At 70.0% G+C, this 12,794-nt stretch carries 11 protein-coding genes and 2 pseudogenes; 2 read left to right on the top strand and 11 right to left on the bottom strand.

What is annotated here, in order from left to right:
* The first annotated feature begins 26 nt into the window (after positions 1-26).
* Positions 27-2,615, top strand: coding sequence for a type II secretion system secretin GspD (gene gspD / locus IDM45_RS16340; protein ID WP_209423768.1), 2,589 nt, complete (start codon positions 27-29; stop codon positions 2,613-2,615).
* A 37-nt stretch (positions 2,616-2,652) separates the two neighbouring features.
* Here the strand turns inward: gspD and IDM45_RS16335 are convergent, their stop codons facing one another.
* The 8 genes and pseudogenes from IDM45_RS16335 to IDM45_RS16305 all read right to left on the bottom strand — a co-directional run bounded on the left by IDM45_RS16335 (position 2,653) and on the right by IDM45_RS16305 (position 9,080).
* Entirely contained in the window at positions 2,653-3,624 is a 972-nt protein-coding gene (locus IDM45_RS16335; RefSeq protein ID WP_209423767.1) for a glycosyltransferase family 2 protein, read from the bottom strand.
* Positions 3,621-4,004, bottom strand: coding sequence for a glycosyltransferase family protein (locus IDM45_RS18290; protein ID WP_411828440.1), 384 nt, complete (start codon positions 4,002-4,004; stop codon positions 3,621-3,623). The genes IDM45_RS16335 and IDM45_RS18290 overlap by 4 nt, the downstream gene beginning before the upstream one ends.
* Positions 4,005-4,234: 230 nt before the next feature.
* Positions 4,235-4,777, bottom strand: a pseudogene (locus IDM45_RS18285) (DUF1972 domain-containing protein); the annotation flags it as partial.
* 14 nt (positions 4,778-4,791) lie between these two features.
* Positions 4,792-5,334 carry a dTDP-4-dehydrorhamnose 3,5-epimerase gene (rfbC, locus tag IDM45_RS16325; protein WP_209423766.1) on the bottom strand — a complete coding sequence of 181 codons (543 nt, stop codon included), beginning with the start codon at positions 5,332-5,334 and terminating at the stop codon, positions 4,792-4,794.
* A 1-nt stretch (position 5,335) separates the two neighbouring features.
* The gene (gene rfbA / locus IDM45_RS16320) at positions 5,336-6,223 is read right to left on the bottom strand and encodes a glucose-1-phosphate thymidylyltransferase RfbA (RefSeq protein WP_209423765.1); all 888 of its coding nucleotides are present in this window, start codon (positions 6,221-6,223) and stop codon (positions 5,336-5,338) included.
* Between the two features lie 17 nt (positions 6,224-6,240).
* The gene (gene rfbD / locus IDM45_RS16315) at positions 6,241-7,131 is read right to left on the bottom strand and encodes a dTDP-4-dehydrorhamnose reductase (RefSeq protein ID WP_209423764.1); all 891 of its coding nucleotides are present in this window, start codon (positions 7,129-7,131) and stop codon (positions 6,241-6,243) included.
* A gap of 17 nt (positions 7,132-7,148) precedes the next feature.
* Entirely contained in the window at positions 7,149-8,210 is a 1,062-nt protein-coding gene (rfbB, locus tag IDM45_RS16310) for a dTDP-glucose 4,6-dehydratase (protein WP_209423763.1), read from the bottom strand.
* A 93-nt stretch (positions 8,211-8,303) separates the two neighbouring features.
* Positions 8,304-9,080, bottom strand: a complete 777-nt coding sequence (locus IDM45_RS16305; RefSeq protein ID WP_209423762.1) for a type III pantothenate kinase — start codon at positions 9,078-9,080, stop codon at positions 8,304-8,306.
* Between the two features lie 150 nt (positions 9,081-9,230).
* Here IDM45_RS16305 and lysM point away from each other — a divergent pair, with 150 nt between their 5' ends.
* The gene (lysM, locus tag IDM45_RS16300; RefSeq protein ID WP_209423761.1) at positions 9,231-9,749 is read left to right on the top strand and encodes a peptidoglycan-binding protein LysM; all 519 of its coding nucleotides are present in this window, start codon (positions 9,231-9,233) and stop codon (positions 9,747-9,749) included.
* Positions 9,750-9,812: 63 nt separating this feature from the next.
* Here lysM and IDM45_RS18015 read toward each other — a convergent pair whose 3' ends face one another.
* The 3 genes and pseudogenes from IDM45_RS18015 to IDM45_RS16290 form a co-directional block, all read right to left on the bottom strand.
* Positions 9,813-10,259 carry a hypothetical protein gene (locus IDM45_RS18015; protein ID WP_325169013.1) on the bottom strand — a complete coding sequence of 149 codons (447 nt, stop codon included), beginning with the start codon at positions 10,257-10,259 and terminating at the stop codon, positions 9,813-9,815.
* A gap of 254 nt (positions 10,260-10,513) precedes the next feature.
* Positions 10,514-11,719 (bottom strand): annotated as a pseudogene (locus tag IDM45_RS18010) (S8 family serine peptidase); the annotation flags it as partial.
* Positions 11,720-12,259: 540 nt separating this feature from the next.
* A complete protein-coding gene (locus IDM45_RS16290) occupies positions 12,260-12,730 on the bottom strand; it encodes a rhodanese-like domain-containing protein (RefSeq protein ID WP_209423759.1) in 471 nt (156 codons plus the stop codon).
* Positions 12,731-12,794: the final 64 nt, after the last annotated feature.

Below are 12,794 nucleotides of genomic sequence, written 5' to 3'. Positions count from 1 at the left end.
ACAGCCCCATTTTGGTGTCCCCGACAATGAAGAAACCCCTTTCCCCGTCGCTCCTCAAGCGCACCGCCACCGGCCTGCTGACCCCGGCGCTGGCACTGATCTGGGCCAGCGCCCATGCCCAGCAGCCGGTCAACCCGTTCGCTACGCTGCTGAACCAGGCCGGGCAGCAGCAGCCCGTGCCGCAGCAGCCGCCGTCGCAGGCCAGGCAGCAAGCGCCCCAGCAGACATCCCAACAGGTGCAGCAGCCGCAACCTGCAGCAGCAGCGCAAGCCGCACCTTCTGCCCCCCAGCCGGCAGCAGCGCCGCCAACGCAGCCCATGCCGGCGCCTGTCCAGCCCAGCCCGGCGCCCAGCCAGCCCGTGCTGGGCGCGCCGCCCCAGGCGCCAGCCTCCGTCCCCGCCCTCGCACAGCCGGCCAGCCGGCCTGCATCGGCCAGCCCGGCGGTCGAGTTGAGCAACACGCCCAACCCCGGCGTGACGCTCAAGTTCGACAACGCCGACCTGTACGACGTGATCCAGGTCATCCTGGGCGAGATCCTGAAGCTGGACTACATCATCGACCCCTCGGTGCAGGGTCGCATCACGCTCAAGAGCACCGGCGCCATCAGCATGGCCGACATCTTCAGCACGCTGGAGACGGCGCTGGCCACCAGCAACATCTCCATCGTGCGCCAGGGCAAGCTGTACAAGGTGGTGCGCGACGCCAACGCCTCGCGCGACGCCGTGGGCAAGGACGGCGTGGGGCCGGCATCGGTGGTCATGCAGATCATCCCGCTCAAATTCGTGCAGGCCAGCCAGATGGTCAACACGCTGCGCAACTTCGTCGGCCCGCAGGCGGCCATCACCAACGACCCGGCCAACCGGCATCTGATCGTGGTCGATCGCGCCGCCAACGTCGAGAAAATCATCGACATGGCGCGCACGCTGGACACGGACTATTTCAGCCAGGTCAACATCCGCCTGGTGCCGCTGCAGTATGGCGAGGCTGCCGAGCTGGCCAAGGAGCTGGATGCGCTGTTCAAGACCTCGGGCCTGTTCAACTGGACGGGCACCGACGCCGCCAAGGCCTTCTTCCTGCCGGTGACGCGCATGAACGCCCTGCTGGTGGCGACCAGCAACGACCGCGTCATGCAGGCCGCCGAGCAGTGGATCCGCACGCTGGATGCCGAACCCAAGGACGGCCTGGGCGCCTATGTCCACGTCTATCCGGTGGTCAACAGCAACGCCGCGCACCTGGCCAACCTGATCACGCAGATCTTCGGCGGCGCAGCCGCGCCAGCGCAGAACAACCAGGGCGCTGCAGGCCTTCCCTCGGCCAACAGCTCGGCCTTTGCCGGCAGCGCAGGTGGCGCGGGGGGCAGCACGGGCGCTGCCGGCGCCTCGGGCCTGGGCGGCGCGGCGGGAGGCAGCGGGCTGCAGGCCGCCGGCGCCTCGCGCACCATCGAGCGCGGCAACGTGCCCAGCCAGGCCGGCCAGCAGGGCGCGGGCAGAGGTCTGGCCGGCTCGGTGCAGGTCATTGCCGATGAGGTCACCAACACCCTGGTGGTGCGCGCCTCGGCACAGGACTACCAGCAGATCCGCAAGGTGCTGGAGCGCCTGGACAGCAGCCCGCGCCAGGTGCTGGTGCAGGTCATGGTGGCCGAGGTGGCACTCAACGACACGCTGCAGTACGGCGTCGAGTGGTGGCTCAAGTCCGCCCTGAGCCACGGCGGCAAGAGCTGGCCGGGCTTCATCGGCATGGATGGCGCCATCAAGCCCAATATCAGCGCCAGCGCCACCGACAGCACCGCCGGTGCGGTGCTGGGCACGACGCCGGCGGTCACCGGCGCTGGCTCCGGGCTGAACTACGCCGTGTTCGGCAGCGCCGGGCAGGTCATCGGGATGCTGAACCTGCTGGGCCAGGACACGGATGTGAACGTGCTGTCCACACCGCACGTGCTGGCCAGCGATGGCAAGGTGGCCAAGGTGGAGGTCGGCAACGAGGTGCCCGTCATCACCCAGACGCTGTCCACGCCCACGGCCACTTCCGGATTGACTACGGGCAGCGGGTTTTCCACCTCCAACTCGGTGCAGTACCGGCCTACCGGCATCTTGCTGGAGGTCAAGCCCAGCATCACTGCCTCCGGCCAGGTCACATTGAGCATCTCGCAGGAGGTCAGCAACGTCGGCAACAACATCGCTGCCGGCGGCACCGAATACCCCAGCTTCCAAAAGCGCAAGGTCACCACCGACGCCACCGTCGAGAACGGCCGCACCATCATGCTGGCCGGCCTGATCGAGGATCGCAACAACGACTCGGTCACCGGCGTGCCCGGCCTCAAGGACGTGCCGGTCTTTGGCGCACTGTTCGGCACCACGCGCAAGGTACGCAACAAGACCGAACTGCTGATCACCATCACGCCCTACATCGTGAGCAGCCGCGAGGAAAGCGAGCGCCTGGCCGAAACCTTCCAGGGCAGCCTGCGCCAGTTGCAGGGCCTGCTGCAGAAAAACAGCCCGCCCGACCTGCGCGAGGAAGCCGGCTTCACCCCGCCACCGCCCGCGCCGGCGCGCCCCCGGCCAGCGCCGCCGCAGCCGTCCTATCAGCAGCCGTACAAGGACATGCTGCCGCAGTGAGCGCTGCAGCCGGTGCTGCAGCGCCCAGCCGGGGCGCTCACCACAGCAGCAGCCGGCTCAGGCCATCGAGCAGCGGCCCGCCGTAGTAGCTACGCCAGCCCGCCACACGCCGCCGCAGCGGGCGCTCGCGCCAAGCGAGGTAGTCGGCCACCCAGGCACTGTCCTGGCGACGCTCATCCAGGCGCTGGCGCAGGGCAATGGCCTGCACCAGCGTCCCGCGCCCCAGCGCGCGCACCCGGCGCAGCACGGCGGGGCCTTCGCCCAGCAGGCGCAGCAGGCGCTGGTGCAGGCTGCGGCCCTTGGCGCCCAGCTGGTTGGCGCCGTGCTGGCGGTACAGCACCAGCGCCTGATCGACGAACTGCCGCCCACCGCCGGCAGCCAGCAGCGCACACCACCAATCGTGCATCAGCGCCGATCCGGGCAGCGGCAGGGCCGCCTGCAGCAGCGCGCGGTTGACCAGCATGGCGCAGCCGGTGACCTGGTTGATGCTCAGCAGCCCCACGTCGCTGCCCGGCACCGGCAGCAGGCGCTGGTGGCGCACGAAGGACGGGTGTATCGGCTCCAGCCCCGGCCCGACCACGGCCAGGTCGCAATGCACCAGGGCCGCAGCCGCCGCACCCCGGCGCTGCTCCAGCTCCTGCAGCGCCGCCAGCAAGGTAGCCAGCTTGGGCGGCAGCCAGACATCGTCCTGGTCGCAAAACGCCGCATAGCGGGCCACGCCATCGTCCAGGCTGGACTGCATCAGAAACTCGAAATTGCGCGCCACGCCCCGGCCCGGCGCCGGGTTGTCCAGCAGCACCATGCGTCCGTCAAAGCGCGGCAGCCACTGCTGCAGCAGCGCCTGCGTGCCGTCGCTGGAACCGTCGTCGCTGACCAGCAGGCGAAAGCGCTGGTGCGACTGTTCCAGCAGCGATTGCAGTTGCCCGGGCAGGTGGCGCACGCCGTTGTAGGTCGCCAGCAGCACATCAACCACGACGGGGCCGGCGGGCCTGTCCACGCTGCCGGTCATGCGCGCACCTGCTGCCGACCGGCCCGGCACTGCTCCAGGGCCAGCGCCTCGTAGCGGTCGGCGATCTGCTCCCAGGTGTAGTGCCGGGCAATGATCTGGCGCGCCCGCGCAGCGCGGGCGCGGCGCTGGGCCGGCGGTGTGGCCGCCCAGGCGGCCAGCGCAGCTGCCAGCGCGGCAGGATCGGCAAAGTAGTCCGCCGCATCGCGCGCCACTTCGCGGTTGAAGGGGTTGTCGTGGGCGATGACCCAGTTGCCGCAGGCCAGCGCCTCCAGCAGCGACGGGTTGGTGCCGCCCACCGAATGCCCGTGCAGATGGCAGGCGGCGTGCAGGCGCAGGCTTTGCAGCTGCGCCGGCTCATAGACCCCGCCGATGAAGCGCACCCGGGGCCGGCCAGCGCCAGCAGGCGGCGCTGGTAGTCGCTGCCATCGGCACGCACCTGGCCGACCACCACCAGCGGCAGGGCAGCGGGCTGCAGCAGGCAGCCTTCGATGATCTCCAGCACATGGTTTTCCGGCTCGGGCCGGGCCACGGCCAGCAGATAACCGCCCGGCTCCAGCCCCCACTGCGCCAGCCGCGCCGGGTCGGCCTGCCCGACCGGCTCGGCGCCGTAGGCGATGAAGCTGCACGGCGCGCCGCGCGGGTAGCGCTCCTGCATACGCGCGGCAATGGCCTGGGCGTCGGCAATCAGGCGCGTGGCCGTGCGCGGGGCCAGCCACTCCATGCAGCGCAGGTACAGGCGCGCCGGTGCGCTCCACTTGCTGCGCGCCCACTCCAGGCCATCGACGTTGATCCAGACCGGCGTGCCCAGCGCACGCGGCAGCCAGCACGCCCAGGCCGCGCCATAGCCCAGCATATAGACCAGGTCGTGGCCCCGGCGCGCGTCCCACAGGCAGGCGCTGTCGTACGCCAGAGTCGAGGCCGGCCCCCAGTGCGGTCGGCGGCGCTCGCGCACGCGCACGCCCTGGTGGCAGCGGTCGGGGCCGGGCGCGCGCCCTTCGGCCTCGGCATAGACGGTGACCTGGTGGCCACGCGCTGCCAGCCGCACGGCCAGCTGCTCGGCAAAGGTTTCAAAGCCGCCGTAGCCCGCCGGGATGCCGCGCGTGCCCAGGATGGCGATGCGCAATCTGGCCGTGGGCGTCCCCGGAGCCGGCACGGTGCCGGCTGCGCTCAAAGATCGGCCTCGGCCAGCAGCCGGCCCACCTGATCCTTGGCCGACAACTGCACCGCCACGCCGGCATCGGGCCAGCAGATAGCCAGCTGCGGGTCGTTCCAGGCGATGCAGCGCTCGTGCTCGGGCGCGTAGTAGTCGGTGGTCTTGTAGAGGAAATCCGCGCTGTCCGACAGCACCACGAAGCCATGCGCAAAGCCCGGTGGCACCCACAGCTGGTGCTGGTTGTCCTCGGACAGCTCGGCGCCCACCCACTGGCCGAAGGTGGGCGAGCCACGGCGGATGTCCACCGCCACGTCCCACACGCGCCCGCGCGCCACGCGCACCAGCTTGCCCTGGGGCTGTTGCAGCTGGTAGTGCAGGCCGCGCAGCACGCCCCGGCTGCTGCGGCTGTGGTTGTCCTGCACGAACTGATGGTGCGTGCCAGTGGCCTCGTCGAAGGCGCGCTGGTTGAAGCTCTCGAAGAAGAAGCCGCGCGCGTCGCCAAAGACCTTGGGCTCGATCAGCACGACTTCGGGAATCGCCAGTCGGGTGGCTTTCATGTCAATAGACCTTTTCTTTCAAAAGCCGCTGCAGGTACTGGCCGTAGCCGTTCTTGGCCAACGGCTGGGCCAGGCGCGCGAGCTGCTCGGCGCCAATCCAGCCGGCGCGCCAGGCAACCTCCTCGGGGCAGGCGATCTTCAGGCCCTGGCGCTGCTCCAGCGTGGCGATGAACTGGCCGGCGTCCAGCAGGCTGTCGTGCGTGCCGGTGTCCAGCCAGGCATAGCCCCGGCCCATGATCTCCACGCTCAAGCGCCCTTCCTCCAGATAGCGGCGGTTCAGGTCGGTGATCTCCAGCTCGCCGCGCGGCGAGGGCTGCAGCGCACGCGCGTAGTCCACCACCTGCGCGTCGTAGAAGTACAGGCCGGTGACGGCATAGCTGCTCTTCGGAACTGCCGGCTTTTCCTCCAGGCTCAAGACCTTGCCGCCCTCGTCGAACTCGGCCACGCCGTAGCGCTCCGGGTCGTGGACGTGGTAGGCAAAGACGCTGGCGCCGCCGGTGCGCGCGTCGGCGCTCTCCAGCAGCTCCTGGAAGTCGTGGCCGTAGAAGATGTTGTCGCCCAGCACCAGGGCGCTGGCGCTGCCCGCGAGGAACTGTGCGCCGATGATGAAGGCCTGCGCCAGGCCGTCCGGGCTGGGCTGCACGGCGTACTGCAGCGACAGGCCCCACTGGCTGCCGTCGCCCAGCAACTGCTCAAAGCGCGGCGTGTCCTGCGGCGTGCTGATGATCAGGATCTCGCGGATGCCAGCCAGCATCAGCGTGGACAGCGGGTAGTAGATCATCGGCTTGTCATACACCGGCAGCAGCTGCTTGCTGATGGCCAGCGTCGCCGGGTGCAGCCGCGTGCCGGAGCCGCCGGCCAGGATGATGCCTTTGCGTGGGGTGGTCATAGGGGTTAGGGTCGGTGTCAGAGGATTTCCGCCAGCATCCGCGCCACGCCCTGCTGCCAGGGCGGCAGCGTCAGGCCGAAGGTGCGCTGCAGCTTTTGCGTGTCCAGGCGCGAGTTGTGCGGGCGCCGCGCCGGCGTGGGGAAGCTGCTGGTGGGCACGGGAGCGACTTCTTGCACTGCAAAATTGATAGCTGGAGACGCTTGCCTGGCTTGGTCAAACACGTATTTTGCATAGGAATGCCAGGTCGCCTCACCACCGGCCACGCAGTGGTACAGGCCGCCGTCCTGGGGCCTGGCCTGCAGATGCCGGATGGCGTGTGCCGTGACGTCGGCCAGCAAGTCGGCGCCGGTGGGCGCGCCCCACTGGTCGTCGATCACGGTGAGGCGCTCGCGCTCTGCGCCCAGGCGCAGCATGGTCTTGGCGAAGTTGCCGCCGCGCGCGGCATAGACCCAGCTGGTGCGCAGGATCAGGTGCTGGCAGCCCGATTGGCGGATCAGCTGCTCGCCCTCCAGCTTGGTCGCGCCATAGACGGACAGGGGCGCGGGCGCGTCGTCCTCGCGCCAGGGCGTGCTGCCGCTGCCGTCGAAGACGTAGTCAGTGCTGTAGTGGATCAGCCAGGCTTTCAATCGCGCGGCCTCCTCGGCCAGCACGCCGGGCGTGCTGGCGTTGAGCAGCCGGGCCAGCTCCGGCTCGCCCTCGGCCTTGTCCACGGCGGTATGGGCGGCGGCATTGACGATCACCTGAGGGCGCAGCGCGCGCACCGTCTCGGCCACGCCCTGCGGGTTGGCGAAATCGCCGCAGTGCGTGCGGCTGTCATGATCCAGGGCGGTGACGCGGCCCAGCACGGCCAGGCTGCGCTGCAGCTCCCAGCCGACCTGGCCGCCGCAGCCCAGAAGCAGGATATTCATGGTGGCTGCCCTTCGCTTCAGGCCGTGGCGTACTGCTTTTGCACCCACTCGCGGTAGGCGCCGGACTGCACCTGCGCCACCCACTCGGGGTGCTCCAGGTACCACTGCACGGTCTTGCGGATGCCCGTCTCGAAGGTCTCGGCGGGCGTCCAGCCCAGTTCGCGCTCGATCTTGCGCGCGTCGATGGCGTAGCGCCGATCGTGCCCCGGGCGGTCGGTCACGTGGGTGATCTGGCTGGCGTAGCTGGCGCCATCGGCGCGCGGGCGCAGCTCGTCGAGCAGGCCGCAGATCAGGCGCACGATGTCGAGGTTGGCCTTTTCGTTCCAGCCGCCGACGTTGTAGGTCTGGCCCGGCTGGCCGGCTTCGAGCACGCGGCGGATGGCGCTGCAGTGGTCGCGCACGTACAGCCAGTCGCGGATCTGCTGGCCGTCACCGTAGATGGGCAGCGCCTTGCCGGCCAGGGCGTTGACGATGACCAGCGGGATGAGCTTTTCCGGAAAGTGGTACGGGCCGTAGTTGTTGCTGCAGTTGGTGGTCAGCACCGGCAGGCCGTAGGTGTGCGCCCAGGCGCGCACCAGGTGGTCGCTGGCCGCCTTGCTGGCCGAGTACGGGCTGTTGGGCTCGTAGTTGTGCTCCTCGGTGAAAGCCGGCGCCTGCGGCTCCAGCGTGCCATAGACCTCGTCGGTGGACACGTGCAGGAAGCGGAATGCTCCTTTTTCCGTAGCTGGCAGCGCGCTCCAGTATTGGCGTACAGCCTCCAAAAGCCTGAAAGTGCCGACTACGTTGGTCTGGATGAAGTCCTCCGGGCCGTGGATGGAGCGATCCACGTGGCTCTCGGCGGCGAAGTTCAGCACCGCACGCGGCCGGTAGCGGGCCAGCAGCGCATCCAAGAGCTGTCGGTCGCCGATGTCGCCCTGCACAAAGACGTGGCGCGCGTCGCCGGCCAGGCTGTCCAGGTTGTGGACGTTGCCGGCGTAGGTCAGCTTGTCCAGGTTAAGCACCGGCTCGTCGTGGTGTGCCAGCCAGTCGAGCACGAAATTGGCGCCGATGAAGCCGGCGCCGCCAGTGACCAAAATCATGGGTGGGAATCTCGTTTGCAGCAGGCCCGGCGTGCCCGGGCAAAGCCGGCGATTATCCCATTGCCCCGCACCGGGGCCGGTTTTTGCCCCGGCTCAGCCCGGCGCCGGCCCGAAGCGGCGCAGCGCCATCTCCAGCAGGCCATCAAAGATCAGGTTGTCCACCAGCTCGAAGGGCCGGGTCATGCTGGGCGCCATCTTCCAGCCCGCGCCGCCGGTCATCATGCACACCGGCTCCTGGCCGCAGTGGCGCAGCAGGTGCTGGTACATGCACTCCACGGCGCCGGCGATGGCGTAGGTGCCGCCGCTGGTCAGCGCATCGCTGGTGTTGGTCGGAAAGGGGCAGACCTCGCCGGTGGGCACGTGCAGGCCGGCAGTGCCCGATTCGAGCGCGCGCAGCATGATTCCGTGGCCGGGCAGGATCAGCCCGCCCAGGAAGCGCCCGTTGGCATCGAGCGCCTCCACCGTCACCGCCGTGCCGACCATGACCAGCAGCAGCGGGCGCGCCGGCCCCTGCGCCAGCAGGCGATGGCGCGCGCCGATCATGGCCACCCAGCGGTCGGCGCCCAGGCGCATGGGGTGGTCGTAGCCGTTGACCACGCCGGCCTCCTCGGGCTGGGGCACGACCCAATGCGGCACCACATCCCACAGCTCCATTTGCTCGGCCACGCGGCGCTTGACGGCGTCGCCGGCCACCACGCAGCCCAGCATGTGGGTGGGCGCCGGCAGCTGCGTCCAGGCACCCTCGCCCAGGCGCTCGATGTGCTCCAGGAACTCCACGCCGTGTGCCAGCGGCAGGGCGCCGGGGCGCGCAGCCTCGTACAAAGCCCACTTCAGGCGCGTGTTGCCTACGTCTATGGCCAAAAAAGTCATGGGGGCGGATTATCCAAAAAACCGACGCCTGCAACTTTTGTCAACGATGGTGAGGCAAGCCCCCGTCCGACAGCGCAGCAGGGACGGCAGAGGCTACAGTTGCCGGGCATTTGTTTCTTTTCGTGTATTGCAACCACAAGGAGTCCGATCATGGGTCTGTTCAGTTTCGTCAAGGAAGCCGGAGAAAAGCTGTTCGGCGGCAGCCAGGCACACGCCGCGCCAGCGCCCGCCCCTGCCGCACCGGCTGCTGCCCCGGCAGCGCCTTCGCAGGATGAACTCAACGCCCGCGCCGGCAAGGCCATCGAGGCCTATGTCGCCTCGCAGAATCTGGGCGTGAGCGACGTCAAGGTGCAGTTCCACGGCCCCGAGGGCAAGGTCACCGTGACCGGCACCGCCCCGACCCAGGCGGTCAAGGAAAAGGTCACGCTGTGCTGCGGCAACGTGGCCAGCGTGACCAGCGTGGACAACCAGATGGGCGTCGCCAACCCCGAGCCGGAAGCGCAATACCACGACGTGGTGCGCGGCGACACGCTCAGCGCCATCGCCAAGAAGTTCTACGGCGACGCCAACAAGTACCCGGTCATCTTCGAGGCCAACAAGCCCATGCTGACGCACCCGGACAAGATCTACCCGGGCCAGAAGCTGCGCATCCCGCCGCTGGCCAAGTAAGCCCGCCTGCCGAGCCGCGAGGCCCAAAAAAGCCGGCGCCCATCACGGGCGCCGGCTTTTTTGTCAGGGCGCCAGCACATGCACCAGCCGGAAGCTGCCCTGCTGCACCACCTGCTCTAGGTCTGCGCCATAGCCGACGAACAGCGCCGTGCCGCCCAGGCCGGCGCCGGCATGGCTCCAGTGCTCGAAGATGGGCACCTGCAGCACCTGGCCGGCCTGCAGCGGGGCATAGGCCTGGATGCCGGCGCTGGCGTGCAGCCACTGGCCCTGGTGCAGGGTGAACAGTTCATTGGTCGGCAGGACGGCCACGACGTAGGCGTTGAGCGGCGCACCCGTGCTGCCGGCGGGGGCCGTGATGGCGGCATGCACCGTCAGGTCGTGCGCGTCGCCCTGCACGCTGCTGGCGATGGCGTCCGCCGGCAGGCCGGCGCCGGGCAGGGCGTGCCAGGCGCGGGCGACGTCCAGGATGCCGTAGCCCCAGGCAACGTCGGCGCCCGCCGGGTTGGCCACCGCCGGGTCGTAGGCCGGCAAGTTGGCCGGGCTGTAGGCGCTGCGCTGCACATTGCCCAGCAGCAGCCGGCGCACGGCCGCCGGGTCGAGCGTGCGGTCTTTCTGCAGCAGCAGCGCCACGGCGCCGGTGACGTGCGGCGTGGCCATGCTGGTGCCCGCATAGGCCACGTGCTGGCCGTCGGCCTCCACGCCCGGGCCGGTGTGGCCCCCTCGGCGTCGTGGCCCAGGGCGGCGATGATCATGGCGCCGGGCGCCAGGATTTCCGGCTTGGCCACCATCGGGCACCTGGCGGGCACGCTGCAGGCACGGCGCGGGCCACGGCTGGAGAAGTTGACCACCTCGCCGATGGCGCCCAGGTCGGTGCGCGCGCCCTGGTAGCCGTTCAGGCCCTGCCACTGCTGGCGCGTGACGTAGGCGCCCACGCAGATCGTCCCGGTGGCCGAGCAGGTGTCGGTCAGGATCTGCCGGGTCTCGGCGCTCGTGTGGTCGGTGAAATAGGCGTCGCTGCCGTCCTCGGCGCCGATCAGGCTCACGGTGCCGCTGCCCTGCTCGGAGCGCACCTCGATCGTCCAGTCCCCATCGGGGCGCTGGCCGAGCTGGCCGTCCTCCAGCCAGATCTGCACCTGCCGGTCGCCGTTGAGCGGGCTGGCATCGTTGTTGGTGATGCCCACGGTGCCGCAGGGTGTGCGCACCTCGTAGTCGTCCGTGCCTGCGCCCACCCAGGCCGTGGTGCAGCGGCCCTGGCTGACGCGCACCGACCAGCGGTGCGTGCCCGGATACCACATCTCCAGCTGCTGCTCGTCGCCGGACGGGTTGCGGTAGCCGATGCGCACCGTCTGGCCCTGCCTCAGTTCGGCCTCGGCGCGAATCGGCACATCGCCCTCGTTGCCGGCGGCGGCGGTGATGATGAGGCCCGGGCCGACGGCGTTGGTCAGCGCGGTTTCGTAGTTGGACGTGCCGTCGCGGCTGCCGTAGTAGCTGCCCAGCGACAGGTTGACCACCGCCGGCTGGCCCAGCGCCTGGGCGCGCGCCTTGACGTAGCGCACGCCATCGATGACCGAGTTGCTGGCCGACACATCGTCGCCGATAGCGTTGGCCACGATGATGTCGGCGCGCGGCGCCATGCCGACGTGGCGAAACGCCGCCAGGCCGTTGCCCGTGGCCTGGCCGTTGCCGGCGGCGGTGCTGCCCACGTGCGTGCCGTGGTTGCCGCTCGATGGCTGGGTGCAATCGCGCGAGGACGGGCCGGCGGCAATGGCGCGGTTGAGCTGCGCCACTGTGCATTCGTTGCCGTAGCGAAAGCCTGCCGGCGGCGTGCCGGCGATGCCCTCGCGCATGTCCCACAGGCCCAGCAGGCGCGTCGTGCCATCGGCATTGAGGAAATCGGCGTGGCGAAAGTCCAGCCCGTCATCGACGATGCCGACGATCACGCCCTGGCCGGTGGCGCCCGTCCACTGCATGGGCGCGCCGCTGCGCAGTTGCGTGGCGCCAGTGGCCGGCACGCTGAGCGACAGCCGCTTGGGCAGGCGGCGCGAGGCCTCGACGAACTCCACGCCCTCGACCTGCGTGAGCTGGCGCAGCTTGCTGCGCGGCACCTGGGCGGTGACGATGTTGCCGCTGGTAGCGCCCAGCTTGACGCCCAGCGCCTGCAGGGCGGCAAAGGGCGTGCCGGAAAAGCGGATGGTCACCGGCACCAGATCGGCCTGCGCCTCCTGGCTGTTGCGCGCCAGTTGCCGCGCTGCCACGGTGCTGCGCTTGCTCGCCAGCATGGACAGCGTGGCGTCCATGCCGGGGGCGGCCTGTGCCGGCAGGCCGGCGCCAGCCAGGCAGGCACCCACCAGGGGAGCCAGCCACAGCCGGGGAGAAATCGGGGAGATCATGAAGGGGCTCCTGAAAGGGCAAGGGCCGGCCTGAATGCCGGTTGGGCGCACATCCTGTAGCAAGCTGCAAGCGCTGGCAAGCGTTTGTTCTCACCCGGGGGCTGCGTGTCGAGCGCGCCCTCAGCCCTGCTGCCAGGGCAGGCCGCGCAAGCGCCAGCCGCCGCGCCGCCCGCGCTGGCCGCGCGCGTCGCGCTCGCCCTCGAAGCCCTCCAGGATGTTGTAGGCCTGCACGCCCAGCTCGGCGGCGCAGCGCGCTGCCGCCACCGAGCGCACGCCGCTCCTGCACAGCAGCAGCACCGGCACGCCCGCCGGCACGGCCTCGCGCAGCTGCTCGCCAAAGCTGGCGTTGAGCGCCATGCCCGGCCACTGCTTCCAGGCCACGGCCAGCGCGCCGGGCACGCTGCCGACCCATTCGCGCTCAGCGTCGGTGCGCACATCGACCAGCACGGCGCGGCCCTCCTGCGCCCAGCGCCAGGCCAGCTCGGGGCTGATGTCGCCGGCGTAGCCCGGGGCGGGCACGGGCTGCCCGGGCAGGGTGGCCAGTCCAGCGGGTTGATAGGGCTGGGGCTGGGGCTGGGGCTGGGAAGTCATGGCGGCTCTCCTGGTGTCTCGTCTGTGGGCTGTGCTGCACTGTCTCCGTCCGTGGCCGCTCAGC

Source organism: Melaminivora jejuensis, assembly GCF_017811175.1.
GTDB classification, from domain to species: Bacteria; Pseudomonadota; Gammaproteobacteria; order Burkholderiales; family Burkholderiaceae_C; genus Melaminivora; species Melaminivora jejuensis.
The sequence above is the reverse complement of the archived record's forward strand: the minus strand, read 5'-3'. Positions and strand labels throughout refer to the sequence as shown.

Excerpts from the sequence above, each read along its gene's own strand:
- IDM45_RS16305 (WP_209423762.1), bottom strand. The coding sequence starts at position 9,080 with ATGACTTTTTTGGCCATAGACGTAGGCAACACGCGCCTGAAGTGGGCT.
- lysM (WP_209423761.1), top strand. The coding sequence starts at position 9,231 with ATGGGTCTGTTCAGTTTCGTCAAGGAAGCCGGAGAAAAGCTGTTCGGC.
- rfbA (WP_209423765.1), bottom strand. The coding sequence starts at position 6,223 with ATGACCACCCCACGCAAAGGCATCATCCTGGCCGGCGGCTCCGGCACG.
- rfbB (WP_209423763.1), bottom strand. The coding sequence starts at position 8,210 with ATGATTTTGGTCACTGGCGGCGCCGGCTTCATCGGCGCCAATTTCGTG.
- rfbC (WP_209423766.1), bottom strand. The coding sequence starts at position 5,334 with ATGAAAGCCACCCGACTGGCGATTCCCGAAGTCGTGCTGATCGAGCCC.
- rfbD (WP_209423764.1), bottom strand. The coding sequence starts at position 7,131 with ATGAATATCCTGCTTCTGGGCTGCGGCGGCCAGGTCGGCTGGGAGCTG.
- IDM45_RS16335 (WP_209423767.1), bottom strand. The coding sequence starts at position 3,624 with ATGACCGGCAGCGTGGACAGGCCCGCCGGCCCCGTCGTGGTTGATGTG.
- IDM45_RS16290 (WP_209423759.1), bottom strand. The coding sequence starts at position 12,730 with ATGACTTCCCAGCCCCAGCCCCAGCCCCAGCCCTATCAACCCGCTGGA.
- gspD (WP_209423768.1), top strand. The coding sequence starts at position 27 with ATGAAGAAACCCCTTTCCCCGTCGCTCCTCAAGCGCACCGCCACCGGC.